At 72.7% G+C, this 15,943-nt stretch carries 17 protein-coding genes, 1 tRNA gene and 1 pseudogene; 16 read left to right on the top strand and 3 right to left on the bottom strand.

The genetic code is table 11. From position 1 onward, the window contains the following. The 8 genes and pseudogenes from CR938_RS11860 to CR938_RS11825 all read left to right on the top strand — a co-directional run. A partial coding sequence (locus CR938_RS11860; RefSeq protein WP_211365226.1) for a TonB-dependent receptor plug domain-containing protein occupies positions 1 to 2,552 on the top strand: 2,552 nt, incomplete at its 5' end. Positions 2,553 to 2,614: 62 nt separating this feature from the next. After that, a complete protein-coding gene (locus CR938_RS11855) occupies positions 2,615 to 4,180 on the top strand; it encodes a serine hydrolase domain-containing protein (protein ID WP_162125211.1) in 1,566 nt (521 codons plus the stop codon). After that, a complete protein-coding gene (locus CR938_RS11850; protein WP_162125210.1) occupies positions 4,134 to 4,886 on the top strand; it encodes a M15 family metallopeptidase in 753 nt (250 codons plus the stop codon). The genes CR938_RS11855 and CR938_RS11850 overlap by 47 nt, the downstream gene beginning before the upstream one ends. 61 nt (positions 4,887 to 4,947) lie before the next feature. Next, positions 4,948 to 5,328 (top strand): hypothetical protein, encoded by a 381-nt coding sequence (locus tag CR938_RS11845; RefSeq protein WP_162125209.1) that lies wholly within the window; start codon positions 4,948 to 4,950, stop codon positions 5,326 to 5,328. A gap of 202 nt (positions 5,329 to 5,530) precedes the next feature. Then, positions 5,531 to 5,842, top strand: a pseudogene (locus CR938_RS11840) (EF-hand domain-containing protein). A gap of 114 nt (positions 5,843 to 5,956) precedes the next feature. Then, entirely contained in the window at positions 5,957 to 6,670 is a 714-nt protein-coding gene (locus tag CR938_RS11835; RefSeq protein WP_162125208.1) for an HAD family hydrolase, read from the top strand. A gap of 99 nt (positions 6,671 to 6,769) precedes the next feature. Further along, positions 6,770 to 7,195 (top strand): hypothetical protein, encoded by a 426-nt coding sequence (locus CR938_RS11830; protein ID WP_162125207.1) that lies wholly within the window; start codon positions 6,770 to 6,772, stop codon positions 7,193 to 7,195. Between the two features lie 116 nt (positions 7,196 to 7,311). Further along, positions 7,312 to 7,863 (top strand): hypothetical protein, encoded by a 552-nt coding sequence (locus CR938_RS11825; RefSeq protein ID WP_162125206.1) that lies wholly within the window; start codon positions 7,312 to 7,314, stop codon positions 7,861 to 7,863. A 7-nt stretch (positions 7,864 to 7,870) separates the two neighbouring features. Here CR938_RS11825 and CR938_RS11820 read toward each other — a convergent pair whose 3' ends face one another. Then, positions 7,871 to 8,281 carry a hypothetical protein gene (locus CR938_RS11820; RefSeq protein ID WP_162125205.1) on the bottom strand — a complete coding sequence of 137 codons (411 nt, stop codon included), beginning with the start codon at positions 8,279 to 8,281 and terminating at the stop codon, positions 7,871 to 7,873. Between the two features lie 128 nt (positions 8,282 to 8,409). Between CR938_RS11820 and dusA the strand changes: the two genes are divergently transcribed. From dusA to CR938_RS11800, 4 genes are all read left to right on the top strand, one after another. Further along, complete coding sequence (gene dusA, locus CR938_RS11815; protein WP_162125204.1) at positions 8,410 to 9,414, top strand: tRNA dihydrouridine(20/20a) synthase DusA; 1,005 nt, start codon at positions 8,410 to 8,412, stop codon at positions 9,412 to 9,414. 113 nt (positions 9,415 to 9,527) lie between these two features. After that, entirely contained in the window at positions 9,528 to 9,932 is a 405-nt protein-coding gene (locus CR938_RS14870) for a hypothetical protein (protein WP_343038585.1), read from the top strand. Positions 9,933 to 9,986: 54 nt separating this feature from the next. Beyond that, complete coding sequence (locus CR938_RS11805; protein WP_162125203.1) at positions 9,987 to 10,670, top strand: response regulator transcription factor; 684 nt, start codon at positions 9,987 to 9,989, stop codon at positions 10,668 to 10,670. Between the two features lie 19 nt (positions 10,671 to 10,689). Then, a complete protein-coding gene (locus CR938_RS11800) occupies positions 10,690 to 12,105 on the top strand; it encodes an ATP-binding protein (protein ID WP_162125202.1) in 1,416 nt (471 codons plus the stop codon). 6 nt (positions 12,106 to 12,111) lie between these two features. On the opposite strand, the gene CR938_RS11795 is transcribed toward CR938_RS11800, so the two are convergent. Both CR938_RS11795 and CR938_RS11790 read right to left on the bottom strand, forming a co-directional pair. Further along, positions 12,112 to 12,861, bottom strand: coding sequence for a M90 family metallopeptidase (locus tag CR938_RS11795; RefSeq protein ID WP_246191077.1), 750 nt, complete (start codon positions 12,859 to 12,861; stop codon positions 12,112 to 12,114). 7 nt (positions 12,862 to 12,868) lie between these two features. Further along, positions 12,869 to 13,147, bottom strand: coding sequence for a hypothetical protein (locus CR938_RS11790; protein WP_162125201.1), 279 nt, complete (start codon positions 13,145 to 13,147; stop codon positions 12,869 to 12,871). A gap of 119 nt (positions 13,148 to 13,266) precedes the next feature. Here CR938_RS11790 and birA point away from each other — a divergent pair, with 119 nt between their 5' ends. The 4 genes from birA to CR938_RS11770 all read left to right on the top strand — a co-directional run bounded on the left by birA (position 13,267) and on the right by CR938_RS11770 (position 15,784). Further along, a complete protein-coding gene (birA, locus tag CR938_RS11785) occupies positions 13,267 to 14,226 on the top strand; it encodes a bifunctional biotin--[acetyl-CoA-carboxylase] ligase/biotin operon repressor BirA (protein WP_162125200.1) in 960 nt (319 codons plus the stop codon). Beyond that, positions 14,223 to 14,963 (top strand): type III pantothenate kinase, encoded by a 741-nt coding sequence (locus tag CR938_RS11780; protein ID WP_162125199.1) that lies wholly within the window; start codon positions 14,223 to 14,225, stop codon positions 14,961 to 14,963. The genes birA and CR938_RS11780 overlap by 4 nt, the downstream gene beginning before the upstream one ends. A gap of 12 nt (positions 14,964 to 14,975) precedes the next feature. Next, positions 14,976 to 15,683 carry an SPOR domain-containing protein gene (locus CR938_RS11775; protein WP_162125198.1) on the top strand — a complete coding sequence of 236 codons (708 nt, stop codon included), beginning with the start codon at positions 14,976 to 14,978 and terminating at the stop codon, positions 15,681 to 15,683. A gap of 25 nt (positions 15,684 to 15,708) precedes the next feature. Beyond that, positions 15,709 to 15,784 (top strand) — tRNA-Thr (locus CR938_RS11770). The last annotated feature ends 159 nt before the right edge of the window (positions 15,785 to 15,943 follow it).

Genomic DNA, 15,943 nt, shown 5'->3' with positions numbered 1-15,943 from the left:
CGCCCGGAAGCCCGAAATCGGGCTTATTCAGAGCGCGGGACGCGCTTGCGAAGCGCCTGAGCAGCGAGAAATCCGCGCTGCCGACCGAGTCGGGGGCTTCGCCGGGTCGAATTTCAACAGGCTGCTACCGCCGCCACAGCTTCTCCACCGCGCCGTTCGCGTTCTTCCAGGAGTTCCAGGTCAAGACCGGCGGCTACTCCGTGGAGTTCGGCCGCAGCACCGGCGGCGTGATCAACGCGGTGACCCGCCGCGGCTCCAACGAGTTCGAGGGCGGCGTCGAGGTCACCTTCGAGCCTTCCGCCTGGCGCGAGGCGCCGCGTGACCGCTACTACGCGGACGGCAGCCCGAACGTGATGGGCAGCCACGACCGCGAGAGCTTCACCAAGACCAACGTCTGGGCGTCCGGCCCGCTGGTCAAGGACAAGCTGTTCCTGTTCGCGATGTACGAGTACCGCGACGCCGACTCGCGCAACACGAACTCGCTCGGCAACCGCATGACCTACGCCGATGCCGGCAACGGCTTCTGGGGCGCCAAGCTCGACTGGCAGATCACCGACGACCACCTGCTGGAGCTGCTTGCTTTCTCCGACGAGGGCGAGACCGTCACCAACACCTACGAGTACGATTTCGCCAACCGCGAGCGCGGCGACTACGTCGGCGAGACCACCAGCGAGGGCGGCGGCAAGAACGGTTCGATCACCTACACCGCCCACATCGGCGAGAACTTCACCGCCAAGGCGATGTGGGGCATCAACCGCAGCAAGAGCCTGTCCTACTCGCCGGCGGACCTGCTCTGCTCGCAGGTGGTCATCAACACCACCTACAACCCGGTGTACACGGCGATGGGGCGCCCGCCGGTGTCGTGCCATCCGAGCACCTCCAGCTCCGTGGTCGACCACCACGACGAGCGCAGGGTGGGCCGCCTGGACTTCGAGTGGGCGCTTGGCGACCACCTGCTGCGCTTCGGCTTCGACCGCGAGGAGATGACCACCGAGCGCTTCACCAAGTACCCGGGCGACGGCATGCGCTACACCGTGACCGCGCAGAACCCGGGCGACCTGCTGAGCAACGGCGCCCGCGTGCCGGACGGCGTCACCGCCGTGATCACCGGCCGCCGCCGCTTCGACGGTGGCGAGTTCGACACCAGCGCCAACGCGTTCTACATCGAGGACGTGTGGAGCATCACCCCGACCCTGCTGCTGAACCTCGGCGTGCGCGTGGACACGTTCGAGAACATGGACGCCACCGGCAAGACGTTCATCAAGCAGGACAACCTGGTGGCCCCGCGCTTCGGCTTCTCGTGGGACATGCAGGGTGACGGTACCATGAAGCTGTTCGGCAACCTGGGCCGCTACTACCTGCCGATCCCGAGCATCATCAACTACAACTTCGCCGGCGGCCTGACCGACGAGTACACCTACTGGGCGCTGGACGGCTGGACCCCGGCCACCAACCCGGTGACCGGCTCCTCGTACATGGCGCCGGTGCTGGGCCAGCAGATCGGCCCGGTGGACACCTCGATGAACGTGTCCGCGGCCGACACCCGCCAGAGCGTGGACCGCGACCTGGATGCGGTGTACCAGGACGAGGCCATCCTCGGCTTCCAGCAGATGATCAACCAGGCCTGGTCCTGGGGCGTCAACGCCACCTACCGCCGCATGGACAAGGACATCGGCGACATGCGCATCAACGCGCTGTGCGGCGTGCGTCACGGCAACCTGTGGCCGATCGCCAACCCGGGCGAGAAGCTGACCCTGTGGGGCACCACGGACATGGGCTGCGCCCAGGACGGCTGGGTGACGATCGACACCTCCAAGGAGGGCTACATCACCGCCGGCAGCAACCGGATCATCGGCTACCACAAGCCCAAGCGCACCTACAAGGCGGTCGAGTTCCAGATCGACCGCGCCTGGGATGACAAGTGGGCGTTCAACGCCTCGTACCTGTGGTCGAAGTCGGAGGGCAACTTCGAGGGCCCGGTCAACTCCGACACGAACTACGGCGACACCGGCATGACCCAGCACTGGGACCATCCGGCCAACAACGAGCGCTACGGCTACCTGTTCAACGACCACCGCCACCAGGTCAAGCTGCGCGGCAGCTACAAGCTGAACGACATGTGGACCTTCGGCGGCACGCTGACCGCCATGTCCGGCGGCCCGATCACCGCCTTCGGCGTGACTTGGCCGGACGAGAATCTGGCCGTGGCCAGCTACACCTCCACCGGTTCCGGTGGCGGCACCGCTTGGCTGTGCGTGGCAAACTGCTCGGGCCCGTACAACGAGCGCGTGTACGAGTGGTCGCCGCGTGGTGCCTTCGGCCGCCTGCCGTGGACCTACAACCTGGGCGCTAGCGTGACCTGGACCCTGCCGGTACCGGGCATCGACCTCAAGGCGCGCCTGTCGGTCTACAACCTGCTCAACGAGCAGGAGGTGATCAACGTCAGCGCCCGCTACGAGGCCCAGCCGGGCCAGCGCCGCGACACCTTCGGCACCGGTACCCGGTGGCAGTCGCCGCGCTACACCCAGCTGGTCGTGACCTGGAACTTCTGATGCAGCTGGAACTGGACCTGCCGGCCCCGTGCCGGCAGATCCCGGACCACAGGAGCAGGTGGATGTCCCGTTTCCTCCCTGTCGCGGCCGCCCTGGCGGCCGCTTTTCTTTCCGTCCCCGCCGCGGCCGCGGCGTCGGCGGCGGAGTCCGTGCAGGCCGTGGTCGAGCGCGAGGTCGACGCGGCCGTGGCCCGTTACGACCTGCCCGGCATTGCCGTGGGCGTGGTCGAGAAGGGCGAGGTGGTGGCCGTGGTCACCCGCGGCGAGCTGGCCGCCGGCGGCGGCGAGCCGGTGACCGCGCAGACGCTGTTCAAGATCGCCTCCAACACCAAGGCCATGACCGCCGGCGTGCTGGCGCGCCTGGTCGACCAGGGCAGGCTGCGCTGGGACGACCCGGTGACGAAGTACCTGCCGCGGTTCCGCATGCACGATCCGTGGGTGACGCGGCACATGCAGGTGCGCGACCTGCTGATCCACAACAGCGGCCTGGGCCTGGGCGCGGGCGACCTGATGCTCTGGCCCGAGCCCAACGGCTTCACCCGCGCCGACATCATCGCCGGCCTGGCGCACCTGAAGCCGGTGACCAGCTTCCGCTCGCGCTACGCCTACGACAACCTGCTGTACGTGGTCGCCGGCGAGGTCGCCGCGGCCGCGGCCGGCAAGCCCTACGACCAGCTGGTGCGCGAGGAGCTGTTCGCCCCGCTGGGCATGGACGGCTGCCGCGTGGGCAGCTGGCGCATCGACGAGGCCGGTCCCGTCGCCCGCCCGCACCGCCGCGTGGACGGCCGCAACCTGCCGGTGGAGGAGGACGGCGAGGTGGTGCCGGACATCACCTCGATGGCCGCCGGCGGCATACGCTGCAGCCTGGAGGACATGCTCAAGTGGGTGCGCATGTGGCTGGACCCGGGGCACCCGTGGCTGTCGCCGCAGCAGCGCCGCGAGGTATGGACCGGGCACATGCCCATGCCGATCAGCGAGCGCATGTGCCGGTGGGACAACACCCACTTCTACGCCTACGGCTACGGCTGGCGCCTGTCCGACGTGGACGGGCAGTGGAAGGTGGCCCACACCGGCACGCTGGACGGCATGTATTCCTCGGTGATCCTGCTGCCGGACCTGGGCGTGGGCATCGTCATCCTGGTCAACGGCCCGGCCGAGGCCGCGCGCACCGCGCTCGGGCAGGCGCTGCAGAAGCGCTACACCGCGCCCGGCAGCGGCCTGGGCGTGGCCCACTACGCCGCGCTGCTGGACCAGGAACGGCAGGCGCGCCGCCAGGCCCGGCCGCGGCCGGACACCTCCGCGCGCCGTCCGGCCAGCCGCGAGGAGGCCCGCGCCCTGCTGGGCGTGTGGCGCGACCCGTGGTTCGGCGAGGTGGCCATCTGCCCGCGTGCCGACGGCGTCGGCTTCGCCTCGGCGCGCTCGCCGCTGATGCGCGGCCGGCTGATGCGGGTGGACGAGCGGTGGCTGGTGGACTGGGACGAGGACAGCGTGGACGCCGAGGCCTGGCTGCATCCGCCGGCCGGCACCGGCAAGGACGCTACGCTTACCCTGTCGCACGTCGATCCGGAGGCGGACTTCAGCTATGACTACGACGACCTGGCATTCGTGCGCGTCCGCGCCTGTCCGTAGGCACGGCGGGCGCGCCCTGCTGCTGGCCGCGTGCCTGGCCTGGACCGGCCTGGCCGCGGCCGCGCCGCCGCGGCTGTCGCCGGCGACCGGCCCGGACGAGGCCGGCATGGTGGACGTGCAGGCGCTGGCCCCGGACATCGTGGTGGAGATGCGCTACGCGGGCCACGACAACTTCACCGGCGCGCCGGTGCCCGGCTACGAGGCCAACCGCTGCTACCTGCTGCGTCCGGCCGCCGAGGCGGTGGCGCGGGTGCAGGCGCGGCTGCGGGAGCAGGGCCTGGGCCTGGTGGTGTACGACTGCTACCGCCCGGCGCACGCGGTGCGCCACTTCGTGGCCTGGGCGCACGGCCCGGACGATCCGGCGCAGAAGGCGCGCTGGTATCCCAACATCGCCAAGCCGGCGCTGCTGGACGGCTACATCGCCGAGACCTCCGGGCACAGCCGCGGCGCCACCGTGGACCTGACCCTGGCCGAGTGTCGGGACGGGGCCTGCGCGCCGCTGGACATGGGCACCCCGTTCGACTTCTTCGACACCCTGGCCAACACCGACGACCCGCGCCCCAGCCCCGGGCAGCGTGCCAACCGCGAGCGCCTGCGGGCGGCCATGGCCGCCGAGGGCCTGCGCAACTACCCGATGGAATGGTGGCACTTCACCCTCGATCCGGAGCCGGACCCGGACACCGCCTACGACTTCCCGGTGCGCTGAGGGCACGGCACGGGGGCGCGCCGGCTAGACTGTGGCGCCCCTTCCACGAGCCCCGCACCGCATGAACCTGCCGCTGCACACCGGACTGCTTGGCGCCCTCGAGGCCGGAATGATCGCCTTCCTGGTCGGTGTGCTGGTGTACGCGGGCTGGGCCTGGGTGTGCCGGCGCACCGGGCTGCGCATCGGCCACGCGGTGGGCTGGGGCGCGGCCATCGCGGTGGCCATCGGCGCCGGCATCGACGCCTGGAACCTGTTCTACCTGGGCATCTCCAGGCTGGAGTCGCCGCTGTACGCGCGCCTGGCCCTGGCCGGCATCCACGATGCCGATTCGCTGGGCACGCGCGTGCTGCTGGAGATCGTCGGCGCGCTGGCCGGCGTGGTGCTGGGCTGGTGGCGGTTCAGCGGCGGTCTGGCAGGACGGCACGCCTCCGGCGGGCACTGAAAGCGGCACCGGGTCACGCATTGAACCGCCGTCTTACCGGCGGTTCACCGCCGCCTAACGCCTGGCCTAACGTGGCCGGTGCCGGAAGTGGTTAATCCCGCGTGCACGCGGCGACCGTGTGGCAATCGCGATTCATCTGCGCCGTTGCATGTTCCGTTCGCGGCCTGCGGGCCGCCCATCCATTCGCACAACGGAGCAGCACATGACCACCACCTACCGTATCGCCACCGCGCTGGTCGCCCTGGGCCTGGCCTCGCCGCTGGCCTTCGCGCAGGACGCCCAGGGCCAGGCCGCCCCGGAACCGCAGGCGCAGGCCGCGCCGCAGGAGTAGGGCACCAGCTGGGCCGCGCTGGACACCGACGCCGACGGCAACATCAGCAAGCAGGAGTCGCAGCGGCATCCGGGCCTGGCCAGCGTGTTCGACGAGGCCGACGGCGACGGCGACGGCCAGCTGACGCCGGAGGAGTACCGCGCCTTCGTGCAGAAGCAGCAGGGCGGCGCGGCCCAGGAGTAGGCCGTCTCGCGGGAGCGGACCGGTCCGCTCCCGTACCTGTGTGCCGACCCGGCCATGGCCGGGTCGGCAGGTGCTGGTATCCTGCGCGCCCGCGTCCACACCGGTACCGCACCCATGCAGGACATCCGCCTGGTCGGCTTCGACGGCGACGACACGCTCTGGCGCAGCGAGGACTATTACCGCGCCGCGGAGAAGCGCTACGAGGAGATCGTAGGCCGCTACATCGACCTGCAGGATGCCAACACCCTGCGCCACCTGCTGGAGGTGGAGCGGCGCAACCTCAGGATCTTCGGCTACGGCGTCAAGGGCATGACCCTGTCCATGCTCGAGGCCGCGATCGAGCTGACCGACGGGCGCATCAGCGCCCACGACCTGCGCCAGGTGATCGAGATCGGCCGCGACACCCTGGCCCATCCGGTGGAGCTGCTGGAGGGCATCCGCGAGGCGGTGGAGGCGGTGGCCGCGCGCTGGCCGGTGGTGCTGATCACCAAGGGCGACCTGTTCCACCAGGAGGCCAAGATCGCCGCTTCCGGCCTGGCCGACCTGTTCCCGCGCATCGAGATCGTCTCGGAGAAGGATCCGCGCACCTACGCGCGGGTGCTGGCGGAGTTCGGCATCGGCGCCGAGCACTTCGTCATGGTCGGCAACTCGCTGCGCTCGGACATCGAGCCGGTGGTACGGCTGGGCGGGTGGGGCGTGCACATTCCCTACGCGATCACCTGGGCGCACGAGGCCGAGCACGGCCTGGCCGAGGCCCACCCGCGCGTGCTGCACGTGGCAACCGCCGCCGAGCTGCCGCAGGCGCTGGAGCGCATCGCCGCTTCCTGACGCGGAGTTGACCGGCTTCTGCCGGAAAACGGTTACGGGCGGCGCGGTTAAATCGCCGTTCACCACGGTCCAAGCAAGTTCACAGCACCGGATACTTCCGTGGAGCGCACCACCATGACCGCGACTCATTCCAGGCCCCGCTGGATCCCCGCCGCGCTTCTGGCCGTGGCCCTGGGTGCGGGCGCCGCGTTCGCGCCGGCGCCGGCCAAGGCTGCCGACGTGCAGGTGCGCGTCCTGGTCGACGTGGCCGAGCTGATCTTCCGCAGCGGCCGCCCGTACTACTACGAGCGCGGCCACTACCATCCGGTGGTGGTCGAGTACGACCACTGGCACCGGCCTGTGTACTACCGCTACGTGCCGCGGCCGGTGGTGGTCCATCACCACCATCACGCCCCGCCGCCGCCGCGCAAGGTGGTGGTGCACCACCATGCCCCGCCGCCGCCGCTCCACCACGACCACCGGGCCAGCTGCCGCGGTCCGGACCGCCATCCCGGCAAGCGGCATGGCCGTGGCCACGGGCGCTGAGGCGCCGCCCGGCCGGCGCCGGCAGCACCACGCACATGGCGGCCGTCGCGGCAACGCGGCGGCCGCCGTGTTTCGGCCGGCCTGACACGGCCACCGGCCTCCGGCACAATCGCCGCATGCGCCGCCTTTTCCTGCCGATGTGTCTGTGGCTGGGCGCGCTGGCGGCCACGCCGGCGCTGCACGCGGCGCCGCAGCCGCAAGAGGCGGCCGCGCAGGCCCAAGCCCCGGCCTACGCAACCGGCGATGCGTGGCTGGACGGGCGCCTGGCCGACATCGACCGCTACGCGGCGCGCTACCCGGAGGCCTTCCTCGCCGAACTGGAGCGCTACGCCGGCATCCGCCGCGACTACGTGCGCGCGCTGCTCGGCCGGCCCGGCTGGCGTGCCGGCGACGCCTGGTATGCCTGCTTCCTGGCGCGCGCGCTGGAGCTGGGTTGTCGCGAGGTGGTGCGTGCCCGCACCCGCGCGGGCCGCGACGCCACCTGGGAGGAGGTCGCCACGGCCCTGCGGGCCGGCAGCCAGGCCCGCCAGGCGGTGCGCCTGGCCCTGGCCGACAGCTACCGCCGCTGGGACCGGCCGCTGCAGCCGGACGCGGCCCTGCAGCGTGCCCTGCGCCAGCGCGGATTGCGCCAGGGCAATGCCACCGACGGTGGCACCAATCGCCGTTGAGCGCGGCTCAGGACGTTCCGCCGTCCGTGTCCCGGCCGCCGCTGCGCATCGCGCGCACCGCGCAAAGGGCGTCGAACACCAGCTCGGCCGCCAGGATCCAGCCCAGCGCATCGGCGCCGAACGCCAGGACGGCGGCCGCGAAGGCCAGCCACAGTGCCCGGCGCAGGCGGCGCGCGCCGGGGGCGCCGCCCTCCGGCAACAGCCGTCCCATGCCGTCCAGCACCGCCAGGCCCAGGAGCAGCGCGGCCAGGAACACGTTGTCCAGGCCGTCCAGCCGGGTGGCCGGTGCCAGCGCCGCCACACCGCGGTGACCCAGCAGCGCCAGTGCCGTGGCGGCCCCGGCCACCAGGGCCAGCAGCACTACTCTCTGCCCCCGGGACGGGGCGCGTCGGGAGGCGGTGGCGGTCTGTGCGTCCATCGGGTCGGCTCCTTCCCCGGGGCAGGCCACCGTGGCCCGCCGCCCGTGCCGCAGCTTCCCAGTTGGCGCCCGGTTAGGCAAGCGGCGCGGGCTCGGGGGACAATCGCCTCCCGCTTGAAAGATCCGCCATGACCCCCGTTTCCAGCGCCTACCAAGCCTCGCTGCGCCTGGCCGTCGCCCCGATGATGGACTGGACCGACACCCACTGCCGGGTGTTCCACCGGGTGCTGGCGCCGCACGCGCGGCTGTACACCGAGATGGTGCACGCCAACGCGGTGGTGCTGGGCGACCGCGCGCGCCTGCTGGGCTTCGACCCGGTGGAGCATCCGGTGGCCCTGCAGCTGGGCGGCAGCGAGCCGCAGGTGCTGGCCCAGGCCGCGCGCATCGGCGCCGACTGGGGCTATGACGAGATCAACCTCAACTGCGGCTGCCCCTCGGACCGGGTCCAGGCCGGCCGCTTCGGCGCCTGCCTGATGAAGGAGCCTGCGCTGGTGGCCGACTGCGTGGCGGCCATGGCCGCGGCGGCGGACGTGCCGGTGACGGTGAAGTGCCGGCTGGGCGTGGACGACGAGCACGACTACGACCGCTTCCGCGCCTTCATCGACACGGTGGCCGCGGCCGGCTGCCGGACCTTCGTGGTCCACGCCCGCAACGCCTGGCTGCAGGGCCTGTCGCCCAAGGAGAACCGCGAGGTGCCGCCGCTGCGCTACGAGTGGGCCTGGCGGCTCAAGCGCGAGCGCCCGGACCTGCAGGTGACGGTCAACGGCGGCATCGCCTCACTGGAGCAGGCGCAGGCCCAACTGCAGCACACCGACGGTGTGATGCTGGGCCGGGCCGCCTACCACGACCCGTACCTGCTGCACCGCCTGGACGTGGCCCTGTACGGCGGCACCCTGCGCGGGCGCGGCGAGCTGCTGCGCGCGCTGCGCCCCTACGTGGAGGCGCAGCTGGCGCGCGGGGTGGCGCTCAAGCACATCGTCCGCCACGTGCTGGGCCTGTTCCACGGCCGTCCGGGCGGACGCGCCTTCCGCCAGATCCTCAGCGAGGGCGCGCACCGGGCCGGCGCCGGCTGGGCCCTGGTGGAGCAAGCGCTGCAGGCCACCGAGGCCGGTCCCGTGGCAGCAAGTGGATAAGTTCAGACCGGATTCACCGCCTTCTCACGACCATCGTCCTCAGCCGCTGGTTCCATGCCCTGCCGTCCGGTCGGGACGCGAACCGGCACCGCCAATCCGCTAGGATGCCGTCGATGTCCCGCCCGATCCGCCGCACCTACTGTCTGCTGCTGACGATGCTCCTGCTGCCCGCGGGAGTGGCCGCGCCGCAGGCCGCCGGCCAGGCCGGGGCACCATCGGCCGCGCCGGGGCTCAACCGCGCGCAGGCGCCGCGTCCAGAGCGCCCGGCCGCGTCCCGCCCGGCGGGGGAAACCCCGGCCGCGCGCCAGTTGTCGATCTCCGAGGCGGTGCGCTGGGTGCAGCGCTCCACCGGCGGCCAGATCCTCGGCGCCGAGCAGGTGCCGTTCGAAGGCCGCAGCATCACCCGGGTCAAGTACATGGACCACCGCGGCCGGGTACGGTACATGGACAATCCGGGTCCGGGCGGCGAACGCCGCGCCCGCGGGGGCCCGCGACGCGACGATAACGACGATCCATAGACGATGGGATGCGCCCCCCGGGCGCCACCCGTTACCGCAACTCAGGGAGAGTGCATGCGTATCCTTCTGGTCGAAGACGAGGCGCCGCTGCGGGAGACGCTGGCGGCGCGGCTCAAGCGCGAGGGTTTCGCGGTCGACGCCGCGCAGGACGGTGAGGAAGGCCTGTACATGGGCCGCGAGGTGCCGTTCGACGTGGCCATCATCGACCTGGGCCTGCCCAAGATGTCGGGCATGGAGCTGATCAAGGCGCTGCGCGACGAGGGCAAGACCTTCCCGGTGCTGATCCTCACCGCCCGCTCCAGCTGGCAGGACAAGGTCGAGGGCCTGAGGCAGGGCGCCGACGACTATCTGGTCAAGCCGTTCCACGTCGAGGAGCTGCTGGCCCGCCTCAACGCCCTGGTGCGGCGCGCCGCTGGCTGGTCCAAGCCGGTGCTGGAGTGTGGCCCGGTGGCGCTGGACCTGGCCGCGCAGACGGTCAGCGTCAACGGCCAGAACGTGGACCTGACCAGCTACGAGTACAAGGTGCTCGAGTACCTGATGATGCACGCCGGCGAGCTGGTCTCGAAGGCCGACCTGACCGAGCACATCTACCAGCAGGACTTCGACCGCGACTCCAACGTGCTGGAGGTCTTCATCGGCCGCCTGCGCAAGAAGCTGGACCCGGATGGCGAGCTGAAGCCGATCGAGACCGTGCGCGGCCGCGGCTACCGCTTCGCCATCCCGCGCAACGAAGGCTGATCCGGGAGCCTGTGCTCGGGTGAACGGCAAGACCGGGTTCCGGCCCTGGCGGCCGCGCTCGCTGAAGGCGCGGCAGCTGACCGCCGCCAGCCTGGGCCTGCTGGCGTTCCTGATGCTGGCCGGCTATGCGCTGGACCGGGCCTTCGCCGAGACCGCGGAGAACAACCTGCGCCAGCGGCTGAAGAGCTACGCCATGGCGTACGCGGACAACATCGACTTCGGCCGCGACGGTTCGCTGTACACCCCCGAGCTGGGCCCGGACCCGCGCTTCCACCGCCCCGGCAGCGGCCTCTACGCCGAGGTCGTGCTGCCCAACGGGCACTGGGCCTCGCTCTCGGCCGAAGGCCCGCTGCTGCCGGAAGTGCCCGGCATGCTGGAGCCGCGCGAGGAGCGCTTCGAGGGCCCGCTGCCGATGACCCAGATCGACGGCAGCCAGGGCGAGGTCTACCGCTACGGCATCGGCCTGGTCTGGGGCGAGCGCGGCCCCGACGCCGAGTTCCCGTACACCATCTACGTGATGGAGGACACGCAGACCCTGGATGCCCAGGTGCGCGTGTTCCGTGGCGCGCTTTGGATCTACCTGGGCGGCGCCGGCGTGATCCTGCTGCTGCTGCAGGCGGTGATCCTGCAGTGGAGCCTGCGCCCGCTCAAGCGCGTGATCGCCGCGCTGATCCGGGTGCAGCGCGGCCAGCTGCAGCGCATGAGCGACCTGCACCCGCGCGAGCTGGCGCCGCTGACCGACAGCATCAACGCCCTGATCGAGAGCGGGCGGCAGAACCTGGAGCGGCAGCGCAACACCCTGGCTGACCTGGCGCACAGCCTGAAGACGCCGCTGGCGGTGCTGCGCACCCAGCTGGACGCCGGGGTGGGCGAGGCCACCCTGCGCGAAGAGCTGGACGCGCAGCTGCGGCGCATGAACGACCTGGTCTCCTACCAGCTGGCCCGCGCCGCCTCCGGCGGCCACAAGCTGTTCTCCGCGCCGGTGCCGGTGGAGCCCACCGCCGAGGAGATCGTGCGCGGCCTGGAGAAGGTGTACGCGGCCAAGGGCGTGCTGTGCGAGTTCGAGCTGGAGCCGGGCGTGCAGTTCTACGGCGAGCCCGGCGACCTGCAGGAGCTGCTCGGCAACCTGCTGGAGAACGCCTTCAAGTGGGCGCGGCGGCGGGTGCTGCTGACCGCCCGCCAGGTGCCGGCCACCGCCAACCGCCGCGCCGGCCTGTTGTTGATGGTCGAGGACGACGGCCCGGGCATCGCCCCGGAGGACGTGGGCAAGGTGCTGCAGCGCGGCGTGCGCGGCGACGAGCGCGTGCAGGGCCACGGCATCGGGCTGTCCATCGTCCATGACCTGGTGCGCGATTACCGCGGCGAGCTGGACGTGGACCGTTCCGAGGAGCTGGGCGGCGCCCGCTTCCGCGTGGTCCTGCCGCAGGGCTTCTGAGCCGGGCTACAGGCGGATCTGGCCGTAGAAGCGGCACAGATGCGCGGCCACCTCCGGCATGGCCTCGGCCAGCACGTCCGGGGCGGAGAAGTGGTACTCGCTGACCACCGCGAAGAACTCCTCGGGCGCCTCGGCGGCGTACGGGTCGATGGCGGTGTCCGCGCCGGCGTCCACCTGCGCGCAGAACGCGTCATAGGCGCACTGGAAGTCGCGCGCCCACTGCCGCTGCCAGGCCACCGGCAGCAGCGGGGTGCCGTCCAGTACACCGTCCAGCACGTCCAGCTTGTGCGCCATCTCGTGCACGGCCACGCAGTAGCCGGTGTCCGGCTCGGCCAGGTCGGCCTGCACGTCGGCCCAGGACAGGACCAGGGGCCCCTGTTCCCAGGCCTCGCCGGCCAGCTCGTCGTCCCACTCGTGCAGCACGCCGGCCGCGTCCACGTGACTGCGGCGCACCCGGAACGCCTCCGGGTAGACCAGCAGCTGCGACCAGCCGCGCAGACCGGCCGGGCCGTACTCCAGCAGCGGCAGGCAGCACAGCGCGGCCAGTTGCACGCGCTGCACCTCGTTCAGCTCCAGGCCGTCCAGCGGGGTGATGGTCTTCTCGCGCAGGAAGCGGGTGGCCAGCCCGTGCAGGCGCGCCCGGCGCGCCTGGTCCAGCGCCGCGGCCCACGGCACCGCGGCGCAGGCCGCCTCCCAGATCCGCGTGTCGATCGCCTCCGCGCGCGGGCGCAGTCGGCGCAGCAGCCGCCCGATCACCCCGCGGTCAACGGAACATGCCCGGCAGGAAACTGTGCCACTTGTTGGAGGCGCGGCCGCGCGGCATGGCCTCGTCGCCGCCGCCACCGCTGCCGGGAGTGGCGCGCCCGGTGCTGCTCGCGGCCGGCGGCACCGGCGGGCGCGTCTGCGGTGCGTTGCCGCCTTCGCCCATCGGGCGTGCGTAGACGCACGCGCCACGCTTGGCCGCCCCGTCCTCTTCGGACTGCGGGGCGGACCAGCACAGGGTCGGCAGGGCCAGCAGCAGCAGGGGGAACAGTCGGCGCATGGGTCGGGTCCGTCGGCCGGGCGAGTTCCCGAATATACCGCAGCCCGGGCTGGGCCGCCGGGACCGGGCCGGGCGATAATCGCCCGTTCATGATTGCGCCCGAGGTGAAGGGGAGGGACATGGACGACCGCCAACTGCTGCGCCGGCTGGCCGAGGGCGTGTCAGGCGATGTCCTGGCCCGCGAGGCCGGCGTCACCCGGGCCGCGATCTGGAAGCGCATCCAGGCCCTGCGCGCGGCCGGCGTGGAAGTCCATGCCCGGGCCGGGCTGGGCTATGCCCTGGCCGCCCCCGTGGACCTGCTGGACGAGGCGGCCCTGCGCGCGGCCCTGCCGCCGGGGCTGGCCGCGGCCACCGCGCTGGAGGTGGCCTGGACCGTGGATTCGACCAACAGCGAGCTGCTGCGCCGCGGCCCGGCGCCGGGCACGGTGGTGCTGCTGGCCGAGCGCCAGACCGCCGGGCGCGGCCGTCTGGGCCGGGCCTGGGCCTCGCCGCTGGGGGCGCAGGTGTGCCTGTCGGTGCGGCGCGGCTTCGAAGGCGGGCTGGCGCGGCTGGCCGGGCTGAGCCTGGTGGCCGGCATCGCCGCGGCCGAGGCCCTGCGCGCGCTGGGCTACGCGGACGTGGGCCTGAAGTGGCCCAACGACCTGGTGGTGGACGGGCACAAGCTGGGCGGCCTGCTGGTGGAGGGCGGCGGCGAGTACGCCGGCCCGGTGCACGCGGTCGTCGGCCTGGGCCTCAACGTGCGCCTGCCGGAGGCCGTGGCCGCAGGCATCGACCAGCCCTGGACCGACCTGGCCCGCCTGCCGGGCACGCCGCCTTCCCGCACCGCCATCGCCGCGGCCCTGCTGGGCCACCTGCTGCCGGCGCTGGAGGCGTTCGACCGCGCCGGCCTGGCCCCGTTCCTGCCGCGTTACGCCGCCCTGGACGCGCTGGCCGGCCGCCCGGTGCGGGTGCTGGGCGGGCAGGGCAGCGTGGTGGAGGGGCAGGCGCTGGGCGTGGCCGCCGATGGTGGCCTGCGCGTGCTCACCGGCGCGGGCGAGCGGGTGTTCCATGCGGGCGAAGTGAGCGTGAGGCCGCGATGAGCGACTGGCTGTTCGACCTGGGCAACTCGCGCTTCAAGGCCGCGCCGTGGCAGGCCGACGGCGGCATCGGCACGATCCTGGCCTGGCCGCACGGCGCCGAGGCGCTGGTGGCCGGTGACGACAGCCAGGGGCCGCTGCCGCGCGGGCGCCGCGCCTGGGTGGCCAGCGTGGCCGCGCCGGCGCTGACCGAGCAGCTGCTGGCGCGCCTGCGCGAGCGCTTCGACGAGGTGCACGTGGCCCATACCCGGGCCGAGTGCGCCGGCGTGCGCGTGGCCTACGCGCGACCGGAGCGGCTGGGCGTGGACCGCTTCCTGGCGCTGCTGGGCGCGCGCGCGCTGGGCGGCGACGCGCTGGTGGCCGGCGTGGGCACCGCGCTGACCGTGGACCTGCTGGACGCCGGGGGCGTGCACCACGGCGGCCGCATCGCCGCCTCGCCCACCCTGATGCGGCAGGCGCTGCACGCGCGGGCGGCACAGCTGCCGGCCGCCGGCGGCCGCTACGCCGAGTTCGCCGACGACACCGACGACGCCCTGGCCTCCGGCTGCATGGGCGCGGCGGTGGCGCTGATCGAGCGCTCGCTGCGCGAGGCGGCGCAGCGCCTGGGCCGGGAGCCGGTCCTGCTGCTGCACGGAGGCGGGGCGCCGGAGCTGTTGCCGTGGCTGCCGCAGGCGCGGCTGCGGCCGGCGCTGGTGCTGGAAGGCCTGGCGCTGTGGGCGCAGGTCGCCGGCGCTGACTAGAATCGGCCTCCCATGCTCACGCGCGCCCTGATCGTCGTCCTGGCCGTCCTCAACCTCGGCGTGGCCGCGTGGTGGATCGCGCGTCCCGCGCCGCCGCCGCCGCGCGTGCCGGTGTCCACCGCCGGCGGCGCGCCGCTGCAGCTGCTGGCGCCGGCGGCCGCGTCCGCGGACGTGCCGCAGGCGGGGGGGGAGGCGGAGCCGGATGGCGCCGGTGGGGGCGACGACGCGCCCGCCACGCCGGCCGCGCAGGCGCGTCCGGCCGAACCGCCCGCGCCGCAGTGCCTGCGCGCCGGCCCGCTGACCGAACAGGAGCTGGCGCGCCTGCCGCGCGCCGGCCTGGAGCAGCTGGCGCAGGTCCGCCAGGTGGAGGAGCCTGGTCCGGTCGCACAGTACCGCGTGCTGATCCCGCCGGCGCCCGACCGCGCCGTCGCCCAGGCCATGGCCGCGCGCATCCGCCAGGCCGGCTTCGACGACCTGATGGTGCTGTCCAAGGGCGAGGACGCCAATGCCATCGCCCTGGGCTCCTACCGCCAGCGCGATTCCGCCGAGCGCCGCGTGCAGTCGCTGCGGGCGGCGGGCTTCCCGGCCGAGCTGCGGCCGGTGCCGCGCGCGCCCTCGCGCTGGTGGCTGGAGCTGCGCACCACGCAGCCGGACGCGCTGCGCGCGCTCCTGCCCGGGCTGGCGCTGGCGCCCTGCACGGGCCGCCGCGCGGCACGCTGAAGCGCTGCGCTAGAATCGGACCTGCGCCGCTTTAGCTCAGCCGGTAGAGCAACCGCCTTGTAAGCGGTAGGTCGTCCGTTCGAACCGGACAAGCGGCACCACTTCCCGCCTAGCAGCTTGTTGAAATTCTCCTGCGCCAGAGCTTGCTTTCAAGCCCTCTGTTTGCGATATCGACCTCAGCCATAGTGGAGGGCGTGGGATGCGCGGTGCAGACGTCACTCAGGAATCGTTGTTCACGGTCGCCAAGCTCGCCGACTTCG

This window comes from Pseudoxanthomonas taiwanensis (genome assembly GCF_010093135.1).
GTDB lineage: Bacteria > Pseudomonadota > Gammaproteobacteria > Xanthomonadales > Xanthomonadaceae > Pseudoxanthomonas > Pseudoxanthomonas taiwanensis.
Note: the sequence above shows the minus strand (reverse complement) of the source record. Positions and strands in the feature narration are given on the sequence as shown.